This is a genomic window from Methylotuvimicrobium sp. KM1 (assembly GCF_044788715.1).
Lineage (GTDB): Bacteria > Pseudomonadota > Gammaproteobacteria > Methylococcales > Methylomonadaceae > Methylotuvimicrobium.
The window spans coordinates 905649-932108 of the sequence record NZ_CP173170.1 but is presented as its reverse complement, the minus strand read 5'-3'; the positions used below and the strand labels follow the sequence as shown (position 1 = coordinate 932108).

The following is a 26460-nucleotide window of genomic DNA, read 5'->3' as shown; positions in this document are numbered from 1 at the left end:
GTACTCAGTCATTTTTACAATGTTGGGTAAAAATCGTTTAGCTCAGCGTAAATCCGCTCATCCTTCGACAGGGCTCTCCTGAGCGTAGCCGAAGGGGCTCGGAACGAACGGATTTACTTTTACCCGTCAAGACAAGATTGACTGAGTACTCGTTCGGTTGCACGACAAAACTCATAACTCTAGGGAGTTATTTATCCTGAAATCTTAAGCGTCAATTTCGCAAACCGGCTTTGCGGTCATTTTATGTTTCGAGCTAACCAAAACGGAATTCTTTAGAAAGTTCCGTCCTACCAATACGGGATAAGTCATTCTACTGCGGTCGGCCAGCGTAAACAGATTTTTTTCATAATGCTCTCCGACGCACAAGCCTATTTCGACGACATAGCGCTCTTGTCTGCCGCTAGCTTGTTTGATACCGATCTTTTCAACCAAAGGCAGCGTCATCGGATATTGATTACCGTTACGATCATCGAATATAAAACTCACCATCGGTTGCTCGTCCGATTCAATCAACTCGATCTCTTGAGCGTTCAACGAACTTCTCGACGCACCGGTATCGAGGCGCGCCTTAATTTCAATGTCGCCTGGTATCAACGCCACTTCCTCAACATGACCGTAAACGGTATAGTTATTCATATTTGCGGCTAGAACCGATGCTTTTTGTTCGGCAATAGCTGTAGTCATGGACATCATAAAAGCAAGGGCGAAAGGGTAAATACGCATAAACGATTAAATTCTCCTCAAATGAAGTTTCATTTATTTTAAAAACTCATACTTCGATTGATAACCAAAAAGACATAATGAGTGCTTTGAAGGTAACTATTTAACCCCCCGGCAATTAATCGTTCCCACGTTCTACGTTGGAAAGATAGGCGGGTGCGAATAGTTACCTTCGAAGTACATTAACTGCCCAGTCAAACTAACAAAATTCGTAAGGCATTGCAAAAAGCAACCATTATTAAAACCAAATCCACGAGTTAATTAATCGGCCCTGCATTAAAATAAGTAGGAAATTTGCCTCACGCTCTTTCCCAAGCTCCAGCTTGGAAAAGACACCCCGGAAGCTCCCCCTTCGACAAGGCTCTCCTGAGCGCAGCCGAAGGGCTCAGGGCAAGAGCTTCCTGAGACCGAAACAACCTCCGCACACTCTCAATCAACCCCGACTCACTCCTTCAATCTTTCTTGATTGTCGGGAAGCTAGAGCTTCCTGAAAAGGTTACCCAAGCTGGAGCTTGGGTAACAGCATAAAATTCGTAAGGCATTGCAAAAAGCAACCATTATTAAAACCAAAGCCACGAGTTAATTAACCCTGCATTATAACAAGTTGGAACTTTGCATCCACCCTTTGAAAAGAGGAGGACTGAATATTTACCGAGATTGTGATGCTTATTTGGCCTTAAGAAAACCCTCGATACACAATAGCTCAATACCCTTGTACACGGCCTCTTGTCTATCCTGTGCCGTGTTATAGCCCCAATCGGCCAGTTGCAACTTTAGCGACTGAAGTTTTGGATTAGTCATCACAGTCAACAACGCCGGCAAACGATCCTCGACAAAATAAATTTGCTGATTCGGATGGCCTTCCAAAATCTCAATTAACGTATCGGCTTTGCTTCTATTTCTTTCGAGGCCGAATATGTTGTCGCCGGATAGTTCAATCTCATTAGCGCTCAAAATTTTCTTGACGAAACGCTCCTGCTTCGTCGTCACCACATACCAAGTAGCCCGCTCATTCAGTTGCTTAAGCTTATCGGCAATGCTTGGAAACAATGGATTCACTCCGATCCAACCCGAAAAATCAGCCGCAATCCAGTTATCGCGCGTTTCACCGAATAGTTTCTTCAGAAAATCGACATCGACATTTAATTCATCGAGCAACTTCTGTTTATTCCGCTCGAATCCGTTTAAAACCGCTCGGTCGTCGTCTTCCCGATCGATCAAACGCATCGCCAAAATCGCCTCGTAGCCGGTTTCAATCGCGGGTCGAATTCGCCGGAAACGGTCGATCAATTGCTCCGAAAGCCGGTCTTCGGTCATATCCGGCCAAAGCCGTCCGGCGGCCTTCCAACCGGTTATCGCGGTTTCGACGGCGCTATCGCAAATAACGCCGTCGAAATCCAACGCATATATCATCGATTGTTTCATGACGCGTGATTAATCCTTCGTAAAAAACAAAACCACAGGGAATCTACTAAGACTCCGCTGTGGCATTATGAGTTATGAGCGGCAGCTTGCCGATAAGCAATTATCGATGACGAAACGGCCTGACTTCGAAAAATGCTGACAGACATCGAACAGAAACGGCTTCCCCTCACCTAGCGTTAGGTGCAATGCCATTATACTTCGCGCGGTCATGTTTTCGGGTTTTATGGCAATGCTATTTTGTTCGGTAGCAAGGCGCGAAAACAGGCGCATAGCAAGCTATGTAACTGTTTTCGCAAGCTTCCGCTCCTGCTCACGCTCCTTACCTACATCCATGTAGGTAACGCAGCTACCGGACAAAAGAGCGCGTTAGCTTACCAGAAAATGTGGCCGCGCTAAGTATAAGTTAAGGGAAACCCGTCATTCCGCCATGGACTGGCGGAATCCAGTGCCATGGATGGCAAGCTTTTGAGGCACATTCGAGCCTGAAGCCTGCATTACTCATTCTGTGACGGCTTATCTTAATGGTGGTGAGCGTTAGCATCGTTGGGTGCGCATCGCGCACCTTTCCACGGCTCCGAACCCGACGATAGACCCGACCCAGGTGCGCGATGCGCACCCTACACATAACTGCTTTCCGTTTACCGCTTACTGTTCACCAAGTTCATGCCAATTTGGCCAAAACCGAGGCAACTGTCTCCCCCATCGCCGAAGGCGTAGGCGCGATTGTAACGCCCAAATCCTTTAACATCGCGACTTTCTCGGCCGCGCTTTCGCCTGCCGCCGAGATGATCGCGCCAGCATGCCCCATTCTACGTCCTTCAGGAGCGGTTAGGCCTGCGATATAAGAAACCAAGGGCTTGGTCATGTGTTCTTTCGCGAAAATACCGGCTTCGACTTCTTGCGGTCCGCCGATTTCACCGATCATTAAGACGACTTTAGTTTCCGGGTCTTGCTCGAAATGTTCGAGAATATCGCGATGCGAACTCCCGTTAATCGGATCGCCGCCGATACCGACCGAAGTCGACACGCCGATGCCGAGCCGTTTTAATTGATCGGCCGCCTCATAACCCAATGTACCCGAACGTCCAACGATGCCGACATTACCCTGCATGTAAATATGACCCGGCATGATACCCAGCATCGAACGCCCGGGACTGATTGTACCGGCGCAGTTAGGACCGGTCAGAATCATGCGCTCGTCTTCAGGAAAACGACGCAGAAAGTTTTTGACCTTCATCATGTCTTGAGTCGGAATCCCGTCGGTAATCGCGACACAATATTTGATGCCGGCATCGGCCGCTTCCATGATCGAATCCGCCGCAAACGCGGGCGGCACGAATACGATACTCGCTTCGGCGCCGACTTGATCGACCGCCTGCTTAACAGTATTAAACACCGGCAGGCCAAGATGCGATTGACCGCCTTTCCCCGGAGTAATGCCGCCGACGACTTTAGAGCCGTAGTTGATCATGTCCTGGGCATGAAACGTGCCGATTTTACCGGTAAAACCTTGAACGATAATGCGTGTATTTTCGTTGATTAAAATTGCCATGTGTCTTCTCTCAGCCCTCTCTCGCCACTACTTCATTACGTGCCAGCACGGCTTTTTCGGCCGCTTCCGCCAAAGTTTCCGCGGTAATGATCGGCAAGCCGCTCTCGGCGATGATGCGGCGTCCTTCTTCGACATTGGTACCGGATAAACGTACGATCAAAGGAATCTTCATATCGATTTTCTTGACTGCATGTACGACACCTTCAGCGATCCAATCGCAGCGATTGATACCGGCAAAAATATTGACCAGCATCGCCTTGACGTTTTTATCGGCCAAGACCAAGCGAAACGCTTTCTCGGTCCGCTCCGGCGACGCACCGCCGCCGACATCGAGAAAGTTAGCGGGCTCGCCGCCGGCCAGCTTGATCATGTCCATCGTCGCCATCGCGAGACCGGCACCATTGATCATACAGCCGATATCGCCGTCCAGCCCGACATAGCTCAGGCCGCGATCGGCAGCTGCCATTTCACGGGGATCTTCTTGAGTTTTATCGCGCAATTCGGCGATTCGGTGACGGCGAAACAAGGCGTTGTCGTCGAAACCCATTTTACAGTCCAAGGCCAGCAAATCTTCTTTGCCGGTCACAACTAACGGATTGATTTCGAGCATATTCGCATCATTGTCACGTAGCGCCCGGTAACAGCCGTTGATAGTTTTAACGGCGGTATTGATCATCGACACCGGCAAGCCCAATGCAAAAGCCATTGCCCGTGCTTGAAAATCCTGCAAGCCGACCGAAGGCTCGATGTAGATTTTGGTAATCGCTTCAGGTCTGGTTTGCGCTAACTCCTCGATTTCCATACCGCCTTGGGCCGAACCGACCATGACGATGCGTTCGGAGCTACGGTCCACGAGTAGGCAAAAATACAATTCTTTAGCGATATCGGTGCCGGCCTCTACATAAAGCCTTCCGCAGACTTTACCGGCAGGTCCGGTTTGATGCGTCACGAGCCGTTTGCCCAATAACTCCTCGGCAGCTTTCGCGACATCGTCATGCGACCGGCACAGTTTAATACCGCCGGCTTTACCACGGGCGCCGGAATGAATTTGCGCTTTAACCGCCCAAATACTGCCGCCAATTTCTCGCGCACGCTGCACGGCATCTTCCGGACTGTAAGCCAGGCCGCCATCGGCGATCTTGACGCCGTATTCCGTTAAAATTTCTTTTGCCTGATACTCATGGATATCCACAGCATAACCTCTTTCTATTTAAAAAAGTAAAGAAAGGCCCGCGCCGAAAAACGGCGCGGGCCTATTCCAATTGCTTAGGAACGAGCATGAAATAACTTAGACAACTGTTGGAAGGGGGTTTGGTGGCTCGATTGACAGGTGTCGGCGGCAAGGATAGCCGCCGTCAAGCCTACATGGACGTATTCACGGCGTCCTGTCAAGCGAGTCACTAAACCGCCACAAAGCCTACTACTTGTAGAAGTTATTTTGTGCATATTCCTTACTGGCCTTTTGCGGCAATTGCTTCGGCGGCCTTGACGACATTATTGGCCATCTTTTCGGACGCGGCATCGATCAGGCGCCCGTCCAGCGCGGCGGCGCCCTTGCCTTGCGCGGCGGCTTCTTTCAAGGCTGCCAAAATACGCTTGGCCTTTTCGATTTCAGCCGCAGGCGGCGTAAAGACTTCGTTAGCCAATTCGATTTGAGACGGATGAATCGCCCACTTGCCTTCGCAACCCAATGCGGCGGCGCGCCTAGCAGCGGCTTTATAACCGTCCTTATCATTGATGTCGCCGAACGGCCCGTCGATCGGACGCAGACCGAAGGCGCGGCATGCGACCGTCATACGGCTGATCGCGGCATGCCATTGATCGCCCGGATAATCGGGATTCAATCCACCGATATTAGTCGTTCTTGCCCGGTTGCTGGCCGCATAATCGGCGACACCGAAATGCAACGCTTCCAAACGCCCCGACGCGCCGTTGCGGGCGATATCTTCAACGTTCGCCATGCCCAATGCCGTTTCAATCAAGGCTTCGATGCCGATGCGGTTTTTCAAGCCTTGTTGCATTTCGAGTTGATTGACCATCGCCTCGACCATGTAGACATCGGCATAAACGCCGACTTTCGGGATCAGAATCGTGTCGAGTTTATGACCGGCTTGCTCAACCAGATCGACGACATCGCGGACCATGTATTGCGTATCCAAGCCGTTGATGCGCACAGAAATTGTGATGCCGTGCCCTTTCCAATCCAAATCGTTGATCGCTTCAATGACATTTTTGCGGGCTTGCAGTTTATCGTCAGGCGCCACGGCGTCCTCGAGATCCAAAAATATGAAATCCGCACCGCTTTTCAACGCTTTTTCAAACATACCGGGATTCGAACCCGGAACAGCAAGCTCGCAGCGCTGAACGCGTTGCACGGACGCTTCATACAAGGTGTGGCTCATTGTGTCTTCCTATTCCAATATGTTAATTTTTGCTGGGCGAAATCACCCTCGATTCGGTTAAATTTGACCCGAACCGGGCGCAAAATAAATCGGACATTGTACTTTTGGCAACGATATTGTCAATTTTAACTTTCTCAACTCGCCGCTGCTGCCCGCAACATCCAGCAACCGACGCTTGCCGATTAACTGCAAATATGGCAATATTGAGCCCTTTAGCGTTCGTTTTTAGGGCAACGAATCGATATCGAAATACTCATCCATCGTTCTTTAATTAATACAGTGTAATTATTCACATCCCCCTATCGTTCCCACGCTCCAGCGTGGGAACGATAATTGCCGGGGGATTGAATAGTTACAATGCAGTTGCCGTAGCGAAAATGGGCAAATTTGCAATACTCGAATGCAATACCGGCAATTCCCGGAACAACGCCCCACCCGAAACGAATCAACCCGCTTTTTTCACCATTCAATTCAAAGAGGCAATAAACCATGGCAGGCCGTAATCATTTGTATGTTCCAGGTCCGACAAATATTCCCGACGAAGTTCTCAGTGCGATGCATGTCCCCAGCGAAGATCATCGTTCACCGATCTTCCCTGAGCTTTTCAAACCCTTGCTCGAAGACCTGAAAAAAGTCTTCAAAACCGAAACCGGACATAGCTTCATTTTTCCGGCAACCGGAACTGCCGGCTGGGAAATCGCCCTGACCAACACCTTGAGCCCAGGCGATAAAGTCTTGATTTACCGCTTCGGTCAATTCAGCCATCTCTGGGCAGCAATGGCCAAACGCCTGGACTTCGAAGTCATTGTCATCGAAAGACCTTGGGGCGAAGGCATTCCGCTTGACGATCTCGAGGCGCGCCTAAAAGAAGACAGCCAACATGAAATCAAAGCCATTCTAGCCACGCACAACGAAACTGCAACCGGCGTCACCAGCGACATCGGCGGCGTTCGTAAAGCAATGGACGCAGCCGGACACCCTGCATTGTTGTTCGTAGACGGCGTCAGCTCGATCGCCAGCATCGATTTCCGCATGGACGAATGGGGCGTCGACGGCGCGATCAGCGGCTCGCAAAAAGGCTTCATGCTGCCCGCCGGCGCAGCCCTAGTTGCATTCAGCCAAAAAGCGATAGCCGCTTGCGATACTGCACAAAGCAGACGCGCCTTTCTCGACCTGAAAGACCAACTAGCCAGCAACAAAGACGGTTACACGCCTTACACGCCATCGATCCCGATGCTGTACGGACTGCGCAAAGCCCTAGACCTGCTGCTCGAAGAAGGTCTCGAAAACGTTTATGCGCGCCATTACCGCCTGGCTGAAGGTACGCGTAAAGCGATTGCCGCATGGGGCCTGGAATTGTGTGCGAAACCCGGCTTTGAGTCGAATACCGTTTCGGCGGTCGTCGTTCCGGCCGGTAAGGACGCTCGCGACGTGATCGCCACAGCTTATAGCAAATACAATATTTCTCTGGGCGCGGGCTTGAACGAAGTGGCGGGTAAGGTGTTCCGCATCGGCCATGTCGGCGACATGAACGATGTCTCGATGCTCGGCGCCATCGCCGGCGTCGAAATGGCCTTGCTCGATAACGGCTTCGATATCAAAGCCGGTAGCGGCGTTGCGGCAGCGATCGAATATTATCGCACCACTGCATAATTAGAGTACCCCAATCCGGCCATCCCAAAAGGCATTCCGATTAACGTCGGGATGCCTTTTTTGCGTTTAGGGGAATTGCCGATACCGAGCATCGGTTTTTCATCAACAAACCGATTTATGCTTAAGTTCACAGACATTTTGCAAGAAATAGACTAGTTTTAGTACCAACATTTCATCAGGCAAGCATTTTAGACGTAATTATTCACATCCCCCTATCATTCCCACGCCCCAGCGTGGGAATGAAGACCGAAACGCTCTAGCTTCTCGTACCGCTGGAGCGGTACTCAGGCATTCCCACGCAGAGCGTGGGAACGATAATTGCCGGGGGACTGAAGTTACTTTTAGACATTGCCGGTTATTGGCGAACAATTAATGAAACACACTGGATTTACTCTAATCGAACTCATGATGACCATTGCGATCGGAGCGATTATATTGACGCTGGGGATTCCGAGTTTCATGGAAACGATTCGAAGTAACCGGTTGACGACACGTACCAATGAATTATTGACCTCGTTAAATTTAGCACGAAGTGAAGCCATAAAGCGAAGCACCCGTATCACGGCATGTAAAAGCTCAAATGGGAATTCTTGTGTAACTACGAATGCTATCGATTGGTCAAGTGGATGGTTGGTTTTTGTCGATCAAAACAATAACGGTGAATATGACAGCGCAAGTGAACTTCTTTTAAAGACCCAAACAAATCAAGTAAGCAATATTTCTATGGCTGGCAATGGAAGCGTTGCTAATTATATATCTTATATTGCGACCGGGCAGAGTCGTCAGGCTAATGGAGCATTTCAAGCTGGAACGATTAAGGTGTGTGACGACAGGATAGGCAATGTGGGAATAAATCTAGTACTTAATAATGTTGGTAGAGTCTATACGCAACGAGATATCGCTTGCCCATAACAGAATTTATTAGAGCACTTATACTTGAAATGTTTAAAAAAAACGGTTTTACATTACTCGAAGTTCTTATCGCCATGGTCGTTTTAGCAATTGGATTATTGGGACTTGCAGGCATACAGGCAATCGGTCTTCGGAACAACCAAAGCGCCTATCATCGCAGTCAAGCGACACAACTGGCTTACGACATAGCGGATCGCATGCGGGTTAACCGGGCCGCTTTAACCAACGGCGAATACAACAGCGGAGCGGCCACTGCGAACGATTGCGAAGCAAACTCCTGTACGCCGGCCCAAATGGCAGGCTATGACATCGCACAATGGAATGCCGCGCTAGCCGATCAGTTGCCTGGGGGAGTCGGCGTGGCCTGTATCGATAGCACCTCCGAAGACGGAACATCGGCAGCCCCGGCATGCGATGGCAACGGTACGACCTATGCGGTCAAGGTTTGGTGGGACGACAACAGGTCGGGCGCATCGGATCAACGCTTCGTGATGACATTACGGCCCTGAATCGCAGAGTCTCTGTCGTGCAGCGCAATAGAAGCGCGTAGCCCGTATGTAGCGTAGCGAAATCCGGGAACTCCCTTGCCTCGCCTTCCCGGATTTCGTTTCACTACATCCGGACTACACCGGTATAACGGTCTCGGTGCGGAACCTTAATCCTTCCGTGGCAAATACAATGACCATGTACTAGTACTCAGTCATTTTTACAATGTCGGGAAAAATCGTTTAGCTCAGCGTAAATCCGCTCATCCTTCGACAGGGCTCTCCTGAGCGTAGCCGAAGGGCTCAGGACGAACGGATTTACTTTTACCCGTCAAGACAAGATTGACTGAGTACTAGAGCATCGATTAATGTCACATATATTTCAATGCCTTATGCTTTCCAAATGATAAAAGCCGGATGATCCATTCAATACAAAAACCGAGTTAATTTTATGAATAAAACGAATCTACTCCGGCCTGCGGACAATCGATCATGTTCTCAAGGCTCATGGTTTGCCGTTTGCAATCTTGCTGTTACGCATCATGAACGTTAAAACATTCGTGCCGGAATCCGGCTTTAAAGCATCGCAAACCGGCATGACGCTGGTCGAAATCATGATTTCGTTGTTGATAGGCGCGTTTTTGTTGGGCGGGGTACTACAAATTTTCGTTAATACCAAACAAACCTATCGCATGCAGGAAGGACTTTCCAGGCTTCAGGAAAACGGGAGGTTTGCTTTGGAATTTTTAACGCATGATATTCGCATGGCAGGATATTTGGGATGTATAAGTCGTTCGGCGACTATTACGAATACACTAAATGATCCAGGTAACTATCTCTATGACTTCACGATTCCCGTCCAAGGTTCTGAATGGGATGATGCGAATTCAACATGGGATCCGTTGGAAGATGCGAGCATTACATCTCCACTTAATGGCTCCGATATCATTACTATTCGCAGGGTAAACCCGAATGGGGCGACTGTCTCGCAGCACCCGGGAGGTAACCCGCCCGGTTCAGCGGACTTGAAATTAAGCTCCAACCCTGGCCTGAACGATTGCGATATCGTGATTGTTTCCGATTGCGAGGCTGCCGCGGTATTTCAAATAACGAACTTCAATGCCGCCAATAACAATAATGTTGTACATAACACCGGAAATGTTTGCCCGGCTCCAGGGCCGGGTAATGCTACTCAGGCACTAGGAAAGAGTTATGAAGGCGGTGAGCTTTTTCTGGCTCAAACAATCAGTTATTACATTAGAACGAACCCTAATAATCAACCTGCCCTCTATCGCAGAATCAATTCGGAGGATGCGCAAGAACTCGTAGAGGGTATCGAGGAAATGCATATTAGCTATGGCGTTGACACTAATGGCGATGGAACGGTAAACCAGTACATTACAGCCGATGCGGTAGATGCGGCAGGAATCTGGAATACGGTTGCCAGTGTTCGCATCAGTCTATTGGCCCTATCCATTGATGATAACCTAACCGCGCAACCGGTAGACTACACGTATAACGGCGCAACCGTGACACCTGCGGACCGGCGCTTGAGGCGGGTTTTTAACAGCACGATAGCGGTGCGTAACCGCTTGCCTTAAGGTATGAAGCTATGAGCACGATAATTCACTCGACCGACAAACGCTTGCTGTCGAAACGGCAAACGCAGCTGCAATCGAATAGAACCGTCCGGCCCGAGTTAGTTAGTCATAAATGGAGTCATCCAAGTCGGTTATCCGTCATGCAAGACACGAATCGGCCGGGTAAGCAATCCGGGGCGGTGCTCGCAATCAGCTTAATCATGCTCTTATTGCTGACGATCGTCGGCGTGACCGCGATGCAAACTACCGGCCTCGAGGAAAAAATGGCCGGTAACATGCGCGATAGAAATATAGCTTTTCAAGCGGCCGAGTCGGCACTGAGAGCGGGCGAAAATGTTTTAACACAAGCAACACTACCTGATTTTACGGCGACCGGCACCGACGGCTTATATGCCATCAACGGCAATCCGCCCGGAACTTACGATAGCTGGGCCAACAATACCGCAACTTATGCCGCCGCTTCGGATCAAGCCGCAGAAGACCCACGTTACGTTATCCAACGCATGGCCAATGTCGCCAGCGGCGATAGCCTCGATGCCGGCTCTTTCGGACAAAGCGAGATGTACCGCGTCACCGCGCGCGGTGTCGGCGGAACAGAAACAGCGGTCGTGGTAGTTCAGTCGACTTACAAGCGTTAAAGGTTTGGATTGGGTAAGTGGTGAACGGTAAGCAATTAGCGGAAAGCCGGAATAGGGGAACGTGGATTTGCATGTTATAGGCCATCGGTCTATTGATACTCTGTAGGGCAGGCATCGCGTACTTTGTTGGGAGTCTATAACTCGCAACCTCTGGGAAACGGTACGCGATGCGTACCCTACGAAATTTTTATTTTGACGGGCCTTGTCTTAACAAGGCGGGGTAAAGCATCATGAACGTTACGATTGGCATTTATAAAAGATCATTGTTGTATTGGACATTGGGACTATTATTCGGCTTACTTTTATCGATGCCGGTCCGGGCGGATCTGGACCTTGCGCAAACGCCTTTGTTTCTGACTCCCGGTGTCGATCCGAATATCATGTTCATTTTGGATGATTCGGGGTCGATGCAGTTTGAGACCATGCCGGATGGGCTAACAAACCTTTTTGATGAGGGCTGCTGTACAGACTACATCATGTGGGTATACCCGAGAAGGGCCGGTCTTCATGGCGATGGTGATTACTCTAATGCAACTCGAGTTCCTTCATTTACAAGTGACTCTATTATGGGGAGGGCCTACAGATCGTCGTTGGTCAATACCCTGTACTATAATCCGGCAATTACCTATCGTCCTTGGCTTAACGCCGACGGCAGTCAAATGGCCAATGCCGACCCAAGCGCAGCGCCGAATCGGCCTTTATTTCCGGAACATGATACGCGTAACTTAACAACAAACAATACTCAGTCTGCTCGATGGGTTGATGATAGAGTTGATGATCATGATAGCGAGTCACGAACTTTTTATCCGGCGGTTTACTCGACTTATACCGGTCCGGCTATTGCCGACTTAAGCGCCGCCATTGCCGACAGCAACAGTGCATTATGGGACGACATCAACCATTACACCTTAACCGAAATCAAATCAGCCAATGCGCCATTCACAGGGGAAGGCCGCGAAAACCGAACTGACTGTGCTGCCGCACCAAGCTGCACTTATAATGAAGAAATTCAAAATTTCGCCAACTGGTATAGCTACCACCGAAATCGAATTTTCGCCTCGCGCTTTGGAATAGGTAAAGCTTTTTCAACACAAACCAATTCGATACGAGTCGGCTATGGCACGATAAACAAAGGAAGTACGACTATTGATGGCCAAGCTACCGGGACAGTCATCAAAGGCGTTCGCCCGTTTTCAGGCAGCAGTCGGAATGATTTTTATGATGAATTATATACCAATAACATTCCGCCCCAAGGTACGCCGCTACGTACAGCTTTACAGGGAGCCGGCCAGTATTTCTCGCGGACAGACTCCAGCGGGCCATGGAGTACGACCCCCGGTCAATCTGGCGGCGAGGATTTAGAATGCCGGCACAGTTATACGATCCTGATGTCCGATGGCAATGCATCGGGAGGAAGCAGCAATGCCGCGAGTGGGGCAAGGGCAAATAACAATGACGGTTCGACAGCGAATTCCACCACAAATACCAATCCGGATGGCCCCAATTTTTCTTATACTCCAACCGATCCTTTTCAAGACAACCTGAGCAACACTCTAGCAGACGTAGCGATGTATTATTGGAAACGCGATCTGCGTACCGATCTCGACAACTTAGTACCGATCACTCCAATAAATGAGGCTTTTTGGCAACATATGATTACTTTTTCGGTCGGCCTAGGCGTTTCAGGTTCAATCGACCCCGTAACAGCATTTGACGCAATTGCTTCTGCCACGGCCATCGACTGGGGGAACCCACAATACAATGATGCAAATTGTTTAGGGGATAATTGCATTGCTCGACAAAACGATTTTTTGCATGCCGCAGTCAATTCCCGCGGTGGTTATTTTAGCGCGGCCGAACCCGACACTTTTGCCACGGAACTCAGTAATACCTTAAATAGTATCGTCGCTCGCACCGAAGGCTCCTCGGCCTCGGTCGCTACTAATTCGACCCGCCTGGATACCAATACCGTCGTCTATCAAGCCAAGTTCGACAGCCGCGATTGGACCGGTCAGTTTTTGGCCTTCAAGATCAATCCGAACGGCAGCATCAACCCGACACCGGAATGGGATGCCGGTCAAAAGGTGACCACTCAAGGCCCGGTCGGACGATCGATATTCAGTTACAATCCGAGTGTGCCCGGCGGCGTCGAATTTTTTCACGGTAATTTAAGCTCGACTCAGCAATCTCAATTGAGTGCACTGCAGGTTAATTATCTGCGCGGCAATCAAAGCAATGAAATACAAAACGGCGGCACGTTTCGAAACCGTATCGGAACGAACCGCTTGTTGGGTGATTTAATCAATTCCGATCCTTGGTTCATCGGCGATATCAATTTCGGTTATAGCTTACTATCTGATACCGAAGGGGAAGCTTATCTGACTTATCGTGGCAGCGCCGCGTACAAGGCCAGAACGCCGCTAGTTGCAATCGGCGGCAATGCCGGTATGCTGCATGTTTTCAACGCTAACATCATAGGAACCAATGCCGGCAATGAAGTCTTCGCCTATGTACCGCATACTTTGTTTGCGGACAACAAGTTGGCTTCATTAACCGACCCTAACTACAACCATCAATATTTTGTCGACGGCTCGCCGATTGCCGGCGATGCCTATTTCGACGTCGACAATAACGGCTCCAAGGAGTGGCGTAATGTATTGGTCGGTACTTTAGGAGCGGGCGGCAAAGGCATTTTTGCTTTGGACACGACTTTTTTGAGTCCATCGGATAGTACTTACGAGACTGCAGAAGCCAATTTTTCGGCGAATCGCGTCCTCTGGGAAATTAACTCTACGACGACCGGTTTTGCCGATCTTGGCTTTACTCTTGGTCAAGCCTCGATCGTCAGAATGGCCAACGGCGAATTTGCGGCGGTTTTCGGCAACGGCTACAACAGCGCGAACCATCGAGCCGTTTTGTATATCGTCGATATCAAAACCGGAGCCTTGATCAAGTCATTCGACACCGGTGTCGGCAGTGCCGCCAATCCGAACGGTTTATCGACGCCGATCGCGATCGATGTGAACGGCGATCGTATCGTCGATGCCATTTATGCGGGTGATTTGCACGGCAATTTATGGAAATTCGATGTCAGTAACAGCAATCCCAATAATTGGGATTATGGATTCAAGCAAGGAAACACGCCCAAGTCTCTTTTTGTTGCGAAAGATGCCGGCGGCGCGGTGCAACCGATCACCGCGAAACCGCAAGCCGGGTTGCATCCGAACGGTGGAACTATGATTTATTTCGGTACCGGTAAATATTTTGAAACTGGTGACAATTCTGTTGTGAACCCTCAAATGCAGACGTTTTATGGAGTAAGGGACTCGTGTGTCAAGGCTGCGGGGGCTACCGGTAATTGCAACAATAATCCGGTCTCGGGACGAGCCGATCTGCAGCAGCAAGAAATCATCTTCGAAGGCGTTTTCGGTGATTTCGATGTCCGAGTGACTTCGAAAAATGTCACTGATCTGACGAACTTTCTAAGCACTAAACAAGGATGGTACATGGATCTGGCTTTTCCGTTAAACAGCCCGGCCGGCGAACGTGTCGTCAGTCAGGCCTTATTGCGGGCCGGGCGCATTATTTTCGTAACGCTAATTCCGGACGACTCGCCGTGCGGGTATGGCGGCGATAGCTGGTTGATGGAATTAGAGGCATTAACCGGTAACCGCCTCGTTTTAACGCCGTTCGATATCAGCGGCGACGGCTATATCAACTTGGACGACATGGTGACTTTGTTGGATACCAATGAGGATGGAAAAATCGATGGAGACGATGAGGCATTATCTGCCTCGGGTAAAAAATCGAAAGTCGGTATCATCAAATCGCCTGGCGTGGTCGGTGCCGGCGAAGTCGAGTATAAATACACCAGTGGTTCCACCGGTGAGTTGGAAACGACCTTGGAATCGGTCGAAGGGGGGTCGGGAAGGCAATCCTGGCGGCAATTACGTTGATCGCGCTACAGGCCGAGTTACAGCTTAGCCCTACCCGGCCTGAGTTGCTTTAACGGCATCAATCAAGTCTAAATTCTGAGAAAGAAGCTATGAAGAAATCCACAAAAGGCTTTACGCTAATCGAATTAATGATCACTGTTGCCGTGATCGGTATTTTGGCCGCAATTGCTTATCCGAGTTATCAAGACAGCGTAAGAAAATCCCGGCGGGCCGATGCGAAAGCGTCTTTGTTAGGCTTGGCTAATGCCATGGAGCGGCATTTTACCGAGACGAATAGTTATTGTGACGCCGGCGGAGCAGGCGGCGCCAACACTTGTGGCGAAGCCACCAATGATACCGGCACACCCGGAATTTATAGCATTCCCGCTCAGACCGCGAATTTTTATAACATAACCATTAATGCTGCCACGGCGGCAACTTTCACACTGCATGCAGCGCCAACCGGCACCCATACCGATCCACGTTGCGGAACCTTATCGCTTACGCATACGGGAGTAAGGGGCGAAACGGGAACCGGTACGGTGGCGGAATGCTGGTAACAAAGGCGTTTTTCCGGTTTCCACGGTCCTCCGCTCGTCGTTCCGCTGTTTCCTAAGCCCACTACCCCGCTGCCTCTCAATCTCCAACACTCACTGTTTTTCCCCTGTTTCCCAAGCTCCAGCTTGGGAAACCCGTACGCGAAGCTCTAGCTTCGCGAAGCACAAAGCAGTTCCCATGATGGTTTTCGCTTCGCTTCTACCGATCCTACTGAGCTAAATATAACGCATATCCCTGCTGGTAAGCCGGATAAGTCAAATTAGGCGTTAGCCGTAACATGACCTTTTTCGACCGGAGTTATAATCCATGAAAATGAATTATTTTGACGATACGGATACCTTATATATTTCCGCTGTTTCCCAAGCTCCGGCTTGGGAAACCCGTACGCGAAGCTCTAGCTTCGCGAAGCACAAAGCAGTTCCCATCATGGGTTTCCGCTTCGCTTCTACCGATCCTACTGAGCTAAATATAACGCATATCCCTGCTGGTAAGCCGGATAAGTCAAATTAGGCGTTAGCCGTAACATGACCTTTTTCGACCGGAGTTATAATCCATGAAAATGAATTATTTTGACGATACGGATACCTTATATATTGTGTTTCGGGAAAGTGATATCGTTGAGACAAAAGAGCTTGATGCGAATACGTTGCTTGATCTCGATTCAAAAGGAAATATTGTTGCAATAACTGTTGAACACGCTAGTAATAGGACAGATGTTCATCATCTTTCTTTATCAGGTTTAGATTTGGTTGCTTAAGAATATGCACAAAATAACTGCTTCAAGTAGTAGGCTTGACGGCGGCATCTGAATGCCATGGATGGCGTGTATTAGGGCAATGCAGGAGCAATTGCCGAGGAGCAAAAATCTGCCCTGCCGCCGACACCTGTCAATCGAGCCACCGCCCCCCTCCCAGAAGTTGTCGAAGTTATTTCATGCTCGTTCCTTAGAGACGTGGCTGGGTAGGTCGGGGCATGACCCGCATTGATTCTTTTTACCCAAATAGGCGTAAAATAACCATTCCAAGAATCACTTGAATTTTAGCGTTATGACCGAATCCGCTCCTGACGAATACGATAGTCCTTGGAAAGAAGCCGTCGAGCGCTACTTTCCGGAATTCATGGCGTTTTATTTTGCGGATGCCGCGAATCTGATTGATTGGAATCAGGCCTATACGTTTTTAGATCAAGAATTACGCGCGGTCGTTCGGGATGCGACACTAGGGAAACGCTTCGTCGATAAATTGGTCCAAGTGACGTTGCTCGATGGCGATGAGCAATGGGTTTATATTCATGTCGAAGTGCAGGGTTCAAAACAAGCCCGCTTTGCCAAGCGCATGTTTACCTATAATTACCGGATTTTCGACCGTTATGATCGTCCCGTGGCAAGTTTGGCGGTGTTGGCGGACGAGCATCCCAGTTGGAAGCCCGATCGTTTCGGCTATAGCGTACTGGGCAGCGAGACTTCGATTCGGTTTCCGGTTGCAAAGATTACCGATTACCATGATCGCTTGGAAACATTATTGACTCTGCATAATCCATTTGCGATCGTGACGGCGGCCCATATTTTGACTCAGCAAACGCGAGGCGATGATAGTTTCCGCTTTCAGGCCAAATGGCGTCTGATACGCTTGCTTTATGAGCGGGGTTGGGATAAGCAGCGTGTCATTGATCTATTTCAGGTGATCGACTGGATGATGAGGTTGCCGAAAGAGCTGGAACGGCAATTGTGGCAAAATATTCATGAACTCGAGGAGCATGGCAAAATGCAATATATATCAAGCGTGGAACGTATTGGCTTAGAAAAAGGCTTAGAAAAAGGCTTAGAAAAAGGCTTAGAAAAAGGCTTGGAAAAAGGAAGATTGGAAGCGGAGCAAAATACGCTAAGGCGCCAAATTTCCCGCCGGTTCAAAACTTTACCCGCTTGGGCGGATGATCGAATTGCACAGGCAAGTCGAAGTGAATTAGAGCAATGGCTGGATAATATTATCGATGCGCCTACGATAGAAGCGGTGTTCGATTCCGATAATTTGACGCATTGATAGCTGTATTTCGTAGCGCTTGGCGATAGATTTTCAATTGCGCAATTGGATCTACCCACCTACACAGGGTCGGGGTAACGGGATCGCGCCCGTTACCTCTCCCACACTACCGGACATGAGGTTTTCCGCATCCGGCAGTTGAACCCAGTGACCTCAGATGGTCACAAAATCCGATGGAAGCCATAATCCCCAGCGTCGTTTTAACCTGGCATTATTGAGTACCGTATGCAGCGTCGGACTTCTTGCCAGTCGCCTACCGAGACACTGGTTTGGCGCTGGTGGTACGGTTTGGCTTTTAGGCGTTTTAGGGCGTTCATCCGGCCTCGCTTTTATGCTAACGTTGCCAGAAGTATTTACGCATGAGGGCACGTTAAACTACGGTGGTGTCACTATGGTACGCGTAGCGTATCTACAGCCTTTATCAATATCGTTCCGATGGTTGATAAAGGCTCTATGCGGCTAGTAGTAATTGCTTGAATTCATCGGCCGTGCCCGGCGGACTAAAATAGTACCCTTGATAATTCGGACATCCCAACGATTTGAGCAATTCGAGTTGATCCAGAGTTTCAACCCCTTCGGCCACAACTTCCAATCCCATATGCCTCGCCATCGCAATAATCGTATCGACGATCGACGCATCATCCTTCTCGGTACACATATCCTGAATGAAAGTGCGGTCGATTTTCAGAACATTCACCGGCAAACGTTTGATATAGCGCAACGACGAATATCCGGTACCGAAATCGTCGATCGAGAAACGAATACCTAAACCATGTAGATCCCGCATAATTTCTATGGCCTTGTCCAAATCGTAAATTACGATATTTTCGGTAATTTCCATTTCCAGGCAATGCGCCGGTACCCCGGTTTTTTTCACGACTCGTTCTATACCGGCGGTAAAATCGGTATCTCTGAATTGGCGCGGACTAATATTGATACAAAGATGATAATTGTCTTTCCAAATACCTTCAGCGACCCATTGAGCCAATTGGTAACAGGCGGTTTCGAATACCCATTGACCGACAATCGAAATCAACGCACTGCTTTCCAATACCGAAATAAATTCATCGGGGGCAATAATACCCAGTTCGGGATGATTCCAACGAATCAGCACTTCAGCACCGCTGACCTGTCCGCTGTCGATATTGACTTGCGCTTGATAATAAAGCCGAAACTGGCGCTCCTCGATCGCTTTGCGCAATGCCACTTCCAGCTTTAATTGCCGACTCACCGCATCACTCATACCCTGCTTGTAAAAAGCGATACCGTTTCGCCCTTGCGCTTTAGCATGATACATCGCAGTATCGGCATGTTGAATCAATTCGTGCGAACCGCCTTCGAGTAACGGAAATAATGCAATACCGATGCTCGCAGTCACTTGAATTCTGTGACTTTCGGCATGAATAATCTTAGCGATGTCCTGGCGGGATTTTTCGGCGATTTCTCCCGCTTTTTCAGCCGCCTTTGCTTTGTCGATAGGTAATCCGCTCAAAATAATAATGAACTCATCTCCGCCCAATCTTGCCACGACATCATCGCGGCGGACATTGGCTTTTAATGCCAATGCAATCTGCATCAATACTGAATCGCCGGCAAGATGGCCCAGGGTATCGTTGATTTTTTTAAAATGATCCAGATCGATAAACAAAACCGCGCCTGTTTCATTATGCCGCAACGCCCTTGCAATTTCTCGCTCGAGTTCATTATGTAATTGTGTTCGATTGATTAAGCCGGTCAATGAATCGTGATAGGCCAAAAACTCGATTTTTTCCTGAACTCTTTTATATTCGCTGATATCGCGAATGATCGTGGAAAAAAAAGCAACGCCGCCAAATTCCCCAAAATGCGAGAGTAAAACCTGGGATACCGGAATCGCATCCTTACTTCGCGTCAACAACTCGGTTTCACCGCACCATTGCCCCTTGCGAATTGCATTCGGAATCGCTTCGGAACGAATGATTTTCGCGCATTCAATGGGGTAAAAGTCGGTCAAGCGTAACTCGGATAAATTTTGATCTTGACTAAACCCCAATAGCTTTCTACCGGCGCAATTCATATATTGAGCGAAACAGTCTGCATCGAAAATAGCCACCATATCGGGTGTCGCTTCCAATATTGACATCAGACGCTGCTGCATATCGGTCGCTTGTTTTTTCTCAAGAAAATGCAACCAATCGCGCATAACCCGTCTAATCACATGGGTTATATCCGCTAAGGCACTTTCGGTTTTGACCAAGTAATCCCAAGCACCGGCGTTCATCGAATGCATCGCCGGCGTAGCATCGTCCGGCCCGGTCAAAATCACAACAGGACAATCCAAATGATCGACATGACCGGAAAGTAAATCGGTTGCCAACCCATCGGGCAGAAAAAAATCGATCAACATGAGGTCGGGATGTTTATCATTAAGGCACTCGCGCGCTTTTTGCAAATTTTCAGCAATCGTCAAACGGTAACCCGTCTCATTTTCCAACGTATTCTTAATGAGCTCGACATAAACACGATTATCCTCGACCAATAAGATATTGAGTTCCTGTTTATCCATAACCTGTTACCTGTTTTTGTAATACTTGTCGATGGGTAATGAGAATACTAACTTTCCGGTATTTGACATTACGATCAGGTGCCTGAGCACATCATTGTTTGAACTTCCTGGCTTTGTTCTTGCACCGCCTCGACAGTCTCGAGCAACTTTTTCATGCTCAAGCCGGTTAATTCGAGAGCCTGCGGGTCGAAACCTAGATCTTCGATTTCAGCTTTACTCGAATCAACCGACAAGGACCCATGGCGGTTCGATAAAACATTCGCGATATGCACCATGCCGGCTTCAATCGCAAATGCTTCCGCTTGATTGGGTTGATGATGAAAAGCAACGCTTCGGCACAGAATTTCGGGTAATTTCCAAGCTCTAGCCAAGGCACCGCCGACTTGGGCATGACTAAACGACAATAAACGCTGCTCCGCCTCTTCGATACGGCAACCGGTCATTTTCGACTCATCTAACACCGCGCGAGCCAATTCAGGCACTTGATAGTACAAAACGATTTTTCCGACATCATGCAATAAACCGGAGGTAAATAGCGTTTCACAATCAGAATGATGACACTGTTTTGCAATGGCTCGAGCCATTAAGCCGCATTCGACACTATGCCTCCAAAACTCCTGAAAATCGATCAACGGATTGGCTAAACGCTTGAGTACCGTCGTGGCAGAGGTCGCCAGTATCAGATTGCTCAAATCGTCCTCGCCGATAATCGATATCGCTTGATCGACTCTGTCGATCTTTCGAGGCAATGCATAATAGGACGAATTAACGATGCGCAATATTCTCATCGTCAAAGCAGGGTCCTGAGAAACCAAATGCTCGATGTCCTGTCGACTATGGTCCGGATCGGCCATTACCAGGTTTATCTTTCGGCATATTTCGGGCAACGTGACTAAATTGATCACGCCGCTGACTAATTTTTCAGGTGTATATTTTTTAGCCACTCAATTCATCCCGCTATCTCATTACCGTAAAATCTTCTACTAAAAATAGACCTTTATAGCACTTACTGAAAATAATTTCCGACAGTTTACTTGTAGCCCCAGTAATTCCCAGTTTGAAGGATTTCGCCATATTCAAGGTATGCGGGGTATGCCTGTCGAGGAACGCCGTAAACCCAGAACCTAACGCTCAAGAAGACCCCCCATCGCCCCAACAAATGAAAGTTTGGTAGGGAGGATGCTATCTCTCGCCCGACAGGACGCCGAATTTTGATCTACGATGATGAGTATACCTTTCGCACTTCAAATTTCGGCAGTGTCTTAGGAGGCGCCGGGGTGCTCGGCAAAGGCTTTGCCAGCATGGAGCTGGCATAGAGCCTACATGGACGTATTCACCCAGCACCTAAATTCCATAATCGATTGGCTATGGTTAGTTCTCTTGGATAATTTAGGTGCTGGGTTCACGGCGTCCTTTGACGGGCACCCCGGTGCCGAATTTTGATCTCCGATAGGTATATATCTAAATTTAGTGGCGCAAACGGCACCATTCCCGGAAAACCGAATTTTGTTATACACGCAAGGCGGCGTTAAACTATGGCTTCCTACTCTACCGTCTCTTTACCGACAGTGACCACAATGCACAAAACCGCACTATACGGGCTACACATCGAATTAGGCGCCAAAATGGTTCCGTTCGCTGATTACCAAATGCCTTTGCAGTATAGCAAAGGGATCATTCACGAACATCTGCATTGCCGGAATCAGGCTTCGCTATTCGATATCTCGCACATGGGTCAATGTTTACTTAAAGGGCCTAAAGCCGTCATCGGCCTTGAAAAACTAACGCCGGCCATCATCTCCCGCCTCGGTTCCGGCCGGCAGCAATATACCGTGTTAACAAACTCGGACGGAGGAATTATCGACGACATCGTCATAACTCGGCTCGGCCAGGAATTGACGATCGTCGTCAATGCCGCCTGTAAGGAAAAAGATTTTAAGCATTTGCGCAAACAACTGTCGAATGACTGTCATTTGCAGGAACTTACCGAACATGCCCTATTGGCCCTGCAAGGCCCCTCCGCCTCGCAAGTATTACAACAACTGGCACCGGAAGCCTGCCGCTTGCAATTCATGCAGGCCTGTCGTACCGAAATAGACGCCATACCCTGTATGATAAGCCGTAGCGGCTACACTGGCGAAGACGGCTTCGAAATCTCGCTGCCGAACCGGTTCGCGGAAAAGATGGCTCGAATTCTGTTGAATTTCCCTGAAGTCGAACCGGCAGGCTTAGGCGCCAGGGACACGCTGAGACTAGAAGCCGGACTCAGTCTTTACGGCCATGAACTCGATGAAAAAACCACACCGATCGAAGCCGGACTGTCCTGGTTGATCAAAAATACCCTCCAGAGCTATCCGGGAGCCGGCACGCTGCTCAACCAAATGCAAAACGGCACCGAAATACAACGCGCCGGCTTACTCGTCGAAGCCAAAATGCCGGTTCGTGAAAATGCGCCGGTCTTCGACAACGAAGATCAATTAATCGGCCGCGTGACTAGCGGCAGTTTTTCTCCTAGTTTGGGCAGACCGATCGCACTAGCCTTGATTGACAGTGAAGCGGCCGTCATCGGTGCAACACTGTTTACACGGGTCCGTAATAATCTGATCAAACTCACCGTCTGCGATCTGCCTTTCGTCCCCCACCGCTATCACCGGAGTTAAGCCATGTCCTCATCCGCCCCCGCTTTGAGCCAATTGGAAATGCGCGGCAGCTTCATCAACCGCCATATCGGCTCGAATCCCGATGAATTCAAAAAAATGCTCGAAGCCCTAGGTCTGGATGCACTTGAAGACTTGATCAGTGCCGCAGTTCCGGCGGATATCGTCGACCTCGAACCGTTAAGCCTAACCGAAACCATAAGCGAAAGAGCGGTCATCGAACATCTACGCAAGATCAAGGAACGCAATAAGGTCTTAACCTCATTAATCGGCATGGGCTATTACGACACTTCGATGCCGGCCGCAATCAAACGCAACGTCCTCGAAAATCCGGGCTGGTATACCGCTTACACGCCTTACCAAGCCGAAGTCAGTCAAGGGCGTCTCGAAGCTTTGCTGAACTTTCAGCAAATGGTAATCGATTTGACCGGTATGGAATTAGCCAACGCCTCATTACTCGACGAAGCGACCGCTGCGGCCGAAGCCATGAGCATGTCCAAGCGTCTGTCCGGCAGTTCATCGAGCACTTTTTTCGCAGACCGAGACTGTCATCCGCAAACGCTCGCAGTCCTCAAAACCCGGGCCGGATCGATGGGCTTTGAGTTAGTCGTCGGCGATGTCTTCAACGACCTGGATAAACAAACCTGCTTCGGCGTACTCGTGCAATACCCAGGTTCAACCGGAGAAATCCGAGATCTAACGCCTATCGTCGACAGCGCACACAAGCAATCGGCTTTAGTCACGGTCGCCTGCGATTTGCTTAGTCTGGTATTGCTCAAACCGCCCGGTCATTTCGGAGCCGACATCGCTGTCGGCAATTCGCAACGCTTCGGCGTACCAATGGGCTACGGCGGACCACACGCAGCGTTCTTTGCCACGCGCGACGAATACAAACGTTCGGTTCCCGGGCGAATCATCGGCGTCTCGAAAGACCGGCACGGCCAATACGCGCTCCGCATGGCGCTGCAAACCCGTGAACAACACATTCGCCGCGACAAAGCAACCAGCAACATTTGTACGGCCCAGGTATTACCGGCCGTGCTGGCCGGATTCTATGCCGTTTATCACGGCCCTAACGGTTTACGTATGATTGCCGGTCGCGTGCACCGCTACACCCGAATTCTCGCCGAAGGCTTGATACAGCTCGGCTTTACCATCGAAACACGCTGCTATTTCGATACGCTTTTGATCAAGACGCCGAATCGTGCGAAACGCATCGTCACCAAAGCTCAGGAAGCCGGCATCAATCTTAGATTCATCGACAGTAACGCGATCGGCCTGTCGCTCGATGAAACGACCTCGCGCCAAACTATCCGCAGCCTGTGGCGAGTATTCGCCGCACAACCGGCTGACTTGCCGCAAATCAATGCCTTGGACGCACAACTTGACGACTGCATACCGAAAGCATTACTCCGCAGCGATGCGATCCTGCAGCATCCGGTATTCAGCAACTATCACAGCGAAACCGAAATGATGCGTTACATGCGCCGTCTGGCCCGGCGCGATATCGCGCTGGATCGCTCAATGATTCCGCTCGGCTCATGCACGATGAAACTGAATGCCGCTACCGAAATGCAAACGATTTCTTATCACGAAATCAATGCATTGCATCCGTTCGCGCCGCTATCGCAAACTCACGGTTACCAGCAATTATTCGACGAACTCGAAGCGATGCTCTGCGATCTGACCGGCTTCGACGCGATCTCGCTACAGCCGAATGCCGGCTCGCAAGGCGAATACGCGGGCCTTCTAGTCATTCGTAAATATCATCGAGTCAACGGTCAAGGGCAGCGCAACATTTGTTTGATTCCGGCCTCCGCACACGGCACGAACCCGGCCAGCGCGGTGATGGCCGGGTTCGACGTAGTTGTACTCGCCTGCGACGAACAAGGCAATGTCAGCATCGACGATCTGCGCAAAAAAGCCGAACAGTATCGCGATACGCTGGCCGCGTTGATGATCACCTACCCGTCGACGCACGGCGTGTTTGAGGAAACCTTTCGTGAAATCTGCACGATTGTGCATGACGCCGGAGGCCAGGTTTATCTGGACGGGGCCAATTTCAACGCACTCGCAGGCATTTGCCGCCCGGGAAAAATCGGCGCCGATGTCGCGCATCTGAATTTGCACAAGACCTTCGCGATTCCGCACGGCGGCGGCGGACCGGGCGTCGGACCGATCTGCGTCGGCGCGCACCTGGCACCTTATCTGCCGGATCATCCTGTCGTCAAAGGCGTCAACCCGTATAAAAACGAACACGGCACGATCGGTTCAGTATCGGCCGCGCCTTGGGGTTCGGCGAGTATCTTGTCGATTTCGTGGGCCTATATCGCGATGATGGGCGCGACCGGTTTAAAAAAAGCGACGCTGACCGCCATTCTGAATGCAAACTATATCGCCCATCGCCTGGCCCCGCATTATCCGATTTTGTACACCGGCAAGAACGGTTTCGTCGCGCATGAATGCATCATCGATTGTCGGGGCTTTAAAAAAACGTGCAACGTCACCGTCGAGGATATCGCCAAGCGCTTGATCGACTATGGCTTCCACGCGCCGACCGTGGCCTTCCCGGTCGCCGACACACTGATGATCGAGCCGACCGAAAGCGAATCGAAACGCGAAATCGACCGCTTTTGCGACGCGCTGATTGCAATCCGGCAAGAAATTGCCGATATCGAAAGCGGCTCGGCCGATCCTGAAAACAATCTGCTGCATAACGCGCCGCATACGCATCGCTTGCTATTGGACGATTGGCAACTGCCTTATTCCAAACAACAAGCCTTTTTCCCCGACAATCATCAGCATGACGACAAATATTGGCCGCCGGTCGGACGCATCGATAATGTTTACGGCGATAGGCATTTAGTATGCACCTGCCCACCCGTTTCGGATTATGAGTAGTTTCCTAAGTTATAGAGGCAGTAAAAGTATTGGCGAGTACATCATAAAAAATCTTTCACCATGAAGAACATGAAGGCCTAGCCATCGCCCCGGCAAATGAAAGTTCTCGGTAGCGGAGGGTGCGGTCACTCGCCCGACAGGACGCCGTGAACCCAGCACCTAAATCCAGCACCTAAATTCCATAGGTCTTTGGCAATGATTCAAAATCATGGCTTATTTAGGTGCTGGATGAATTATCAAAGAGAGCTAACCATAACCAACAGATTATGGAATTTAGGTGCTGGGTGAATACGTCCGTGTAGGCTCGACGGCGGCTGTCGATCGAGCAACCGCACCCTCTTCGGAACCGGCATTGTGTTGAATATCGAAAAATTAGATAAAGAGTCTAAATCTACGAACTTCGCTCTTTCCCAAGCTCCAGCTTGGGAAAGACGCCC

At 49.7% G+C, this 26460-nt stretch carries 19 protein-coding genes; 12 read left to right on the top strand and 7 right to left on the bottom strand.

Features of this window, described 5'->3' with window-relative positions; translation table 11 throughout:
- Positions 1-204 precede the first annotated feature (204 nt).
- The 5 genes from ACINK7_RS04120 to ACINK7_RS04100 all read right to left on the bottom strand — a co-directional run bounded on the left by ACINK7_RS04120 (position 205) and on the right by ACINK7_RS04100 (position 6099).
- Entirely contained in the window at positions 205-684 is a 480-nt protein-coding gene (locus tag ACINK7_RS04120) for an ATP-dependent zinc protease (RefSeq protein ID WP_404360028.1), read from the bottom strand.
- Between the two features lie 702 nt (positions 685-1386).
- Entirely contained in the window at positions 1387-2145 is a 759-nt protein-coding gene (locus tag ACINK7_RS04115) for an HAD family hydrolase (protein WP_404360027.1), read from the bottom strand.
- Positions 2146-2806: 661 nt separating this feature from the next.
- Entirely contained in the window at positions 2807-3697 is an 891-nt protein-coding gene (gene sucD / locus ACINK7_RS04110) for a succinate--CoA ligase subunit alpha (RefSeq protein WP_404360026.1), read from the bottom strand.
- 10 nt (positions 3698-3707) lie between these two features.
- The gene (locus ACINK7_RS04105) at positions 3708-4889 is read right to left on the bottom strand and encodes a malate--CoA ligase subunit beta (protein WP_125218353.1); all 1182 of its coding nucleotides are present in this window, start codon (positions 4887-4889) and stop codon (positions 3708-3710) included.
- Between the two features lie 259 nt (positions 4890-5148).
- Entirely contained in the window at positions 5149-6099 is a 951-nt protein-coding gene (locus tag ACINK7_RS04100; RefSeq protein ID WP_404360025.1) for an HpcH/HpaI aldolase/citrate lyase family protein, read from the bottom strand.
- Between the two features lie 489 nt (positions 6100-6588).
- Between ACINK7_RS04100 and ACINK7_RS04095 the strand changes: the two genes are divergently transcribed.
- The 10 genes from ACINK7_RS04095 to ACINK7_RS04050 all read left to right on the top strand — a co-directional run bounded on the left by ACINK7_RS04095 (position 6589) and on the right by ACINK7_RS04050 (position 17920).
- Complete coding sequence (locus tag ACINK7_RS04095; RefSeq protein ID WP_404360024.1) at positions 6589-7752, top strand: aminotransferase class V-fold PLP-dependent enzyme; 1164 nt, start codon at positions 6589-6591, stop codon at positions 7750-7752.
- A 372-nt stretch (positions 7753-8124) separates the two neighbouring features.
- Positions 8125-8664 (top strand): GspH/FimT family pseudopilin, encoded by a 540-nt coding sequence (locus tag ACINK7_RS04090; protein ID WP_404360023.1) that lies wholly within the window; start codon positions 8125-8127, stop codon positions 8662-8664.
- 29 nt (positions 8665-8693) lie between these two features.
- Positions 8694-9173: a type IV pilus modification protein PilV gene (pilV, locus tag ACINK7_RS04085; RefSeq protein WP_404360022.1), complete on the top strand. Its 480-nt coding sequence runs from the start codon at positions 8694-8696 to the stop codon at positions 9171-9173.
- A 518-nt stretch (positions 9174-9691) separates the two neighbouring features.
- Positions 9692-10750, top strand: a complete 1059-nt coding sequence (locus ACINK7_RS04080; protein ID WP_404360021.1) for a PilW family protein — start codon at positions 9692-9694, stop codon at positions 10748-10750.
- Between the two features lie 11 nt (positions 10751-10761).
- Complete coding sequence (locus ACINK7_RS04075; RefSeq protein ID WP_404360020.1) at positions 10762-11388, top strand: PilX N-terminal domain-containing pilus assembly protein; 627 nt, start codon at positions 10762-10764, stop codon at positions 11386-11388.
- 230 nt (positions 11389-11618) lie between these two features.
- Positions 11619-15344, top strand: a complete 3726-nt coding sequence (locus ACINK7_RS04070; protein ID WP_404360019.1) for a pilus assembly protein — start codon at positions 11619-11621, stop codon at positions 15342-15344.
- An 89-nt stretch (positions 15345-15433) separates the two neighbouring features.
- On the top strand, positions 15434-15883 hold the full coding sequence (locus ACINK7_RS04065; RefSeq protein ID WP_404360018.1) for a type IV pilin protein: 450 nt from the start codon (positions 15434-15436) through the stop codon (positions 15881-15883).
- A 304-nt stretch (positions 15884-16187) separates the two neighbouring features.
- Positions 16188-16391 (top strand): hypothetical protein, encoded by a 204-nt coding sequence (locus ACINK7_RS04060; protein ID WP_404360017.1) that lies wholly within the window; start codon positions 16188-16190, stop codon positions 16389-16391.
- A gap of 43 nt (positions 16392-16434) precedes the next feature.
- On the top strand, positions 16435-16638 hold the full coding sequence (locus tag ACINK7_RS04055; protein WP_404360016.1) for a DUF2283 domain-containing protein: 204 nt from the start codon (positions 16435-16437) through the stop codon (positions 16636-16638).
- Between the two features lie 289 nt (positions 16639-16927).
- A complete protein-coding gene (locus ACINK7_RS04050) occupies positions 16928-17920 on the top strand; it encodes an Rpn family recombination-promoting nuclease/putative transposase (RefSeq protein ID WP_404360015.1) in 993 nt (330 codons plus the stop codon).
- Positions 17921-18371: 451 nt separating this feature from the next.
- On the opposite strand, the gene ACINK7_RS04045 is transcribed toward ACINK7_RS04050, so the two are convergent.
- Positions 18372-20465, bottom strand: coding sequence for an EAL domain-containing protein (locus ACINK7_RS04045; RefSeq protein ID WP_404360014.1), 2094 nt, complete (start codon positions 20463-20465; stop codon positions 18372-18374).
- A gap of 74 nt (positions 20466-20539) precedes the next feature.
- Positions 20540-21409, bottom strand: a complete 870-nt coding sequence (locus tag ACINK7_RS04040; protein WP_404360013.1) for an HDOD domain-containing protein — start codon at positions 21407-21409, stop codon at positions 20540-20542.
- 591 nt (positions 21410-22000) lie between these two features.
- On the opposite strand from ACINK7_RS04040, the gene gcvT reads away from it, so the two are divergent.
- Complete coding sequence (gene gcvT / locus ACINK7_RS04035) at positions 22001-23125, top strand: glycine cleavage system aminomethyltransferase GcvT (protein ID WP_404360012.1); 1125 nt, start codon at positions 22001-22003, stop codon at positions 23123-23125.
- Positions 23126-23128: 3 nt separating this feature from the next.
- Positions 23129-26023, top strand: a complete 2895-nt coding sequence (gene gcvP, locus ACINK7_RS04030) for an aminomethyl-transferring glycine dehydrogenase (RefSeq protein WP_404360011.1) — start codon at positions 23129-23131, stop codon at positions 26021-26023.
- Positions 26024-26460 lie beyond the last annotated feature (437 nt).

Excerpts from the sequence above, each read along its gene's own strand:
- ACINK7_RS04120 (WP_404360028.1), bottom strand. The coding sequence starts at position 684 with ATGACTACAGCTATTGCCGAACAAAAAGCATCGGTTCTAGCCGCAAAT.
- ACINK7_RS04115 (WP_404360027.1), bottom strand. The coding sequence starts at position 2,145 with ATGAAACAATCGATGATATATGCGTTGGATTTCGACGGCGTTATTTGC.
- sucD (WP_404360026.1), bottom strand. The coding sequence starts at position 3,697 with ATGGCAATTTTAATCAACGAAAATACACGCATTATCGTTCAAGGTTTT.
- ACINK7_RS04100 (WP_404360025.1), bottom strand. The coding sequence starts at position 6,099 with ATGAGCCACACCTTGTATGAAGCGTCCGTGCAACGCGTTCAGCGCTGC.
- ACINK7_RS04095 (WP_404360024.1), top strand. The coding sequence starts at position 6,589 with ATGGCAGGCCGTAATCATTTGTATGTTCCAGGTCCGACAAATATTCCC.
- ACINK7_RS04090 (WP_404360023.1), top strand. The coding sequence starts at position 8,125 with ATGAAACACACTGGATTTACTCTAATCGAACTCATGATGACCATTGCG.
- pilV (WP_404360022.1), top strand. The coding sequence starts at position 8,694 with ATGTTTAAAAAAAACGGTTTTACATTACTCGAAGTTCTTATCGCCATG.
- ACINK7_RS04080 (WP_404360021.1), top strand. The coding sequence starts at position 9,692 with ATGAACGTTAAAACATTCGTGCCGGAATCCGGCTTTAAAGCATCGCAA.
- ACINK7_RS04075 (WP_404360020.1), top strand. The coding sequence starts at position 10,762 with ATGAGCACGATAATTCACTCGACCGACAAACGCTTGCTGTCGAAACGG.
- ACINK7_RS04070 (WP_404360019.1), top strand. The coding sequence starts at position 11,619 with ATGAACGTTACGATTGGCATTTATAAAAGATCATTGTTGTATTGGACA.
- ACINK7_RS04065 (WP_404360018.1), top strand. The coding sequence starts at position 15,434 with ATGAAGAAATCCACAAAAGGCTTTACGCTAATCGAATTAATGATCACT.
- ACINK7_RS04060 (WP_404360017.1), top strand. The coding sequence starts at position 16,188 with ATGAAAATGAATTATTTTGACGATACGGATACCTTATATATTTCCGCT.
- ACINK7_RS04055 (WP_404360016.1), top strand. The coding sequence starts at position 16,435 with ATGAAAATGAATTATTTTGACGATACGGATACCTTATATATTGTGTTT.
- ACINK7_RS04050 (WP_404360015.1), top strand. The coding sequence starts at position 16,928 with ATGACCGAATCCGCTCCTGACGAATACGATAGTCCTTGGAAAGAAGCC.
- ACINK7_RS04045 (WP_404360014.1), bottom strand. The coding sequence starts at position 20,465 with ATGGATAAACAGGAACTCAATATCTTATTGGTCGAGGATAATCGTGTT.
- gcvT (WP_404360012.1), top strand. The coding sequence starts at position 22,001 with ATGGCTTCCTACTCTACCGTCTCTTTACCGACAGTGACCACAATGCAC.
- gcvP (WP_404360011.1), top strand. The coding sequence starts at position 23,129 with ATGTCCTCATCCGCCCCCGCTTTGAGCCAATTGGAAATGCGCGGCAGC.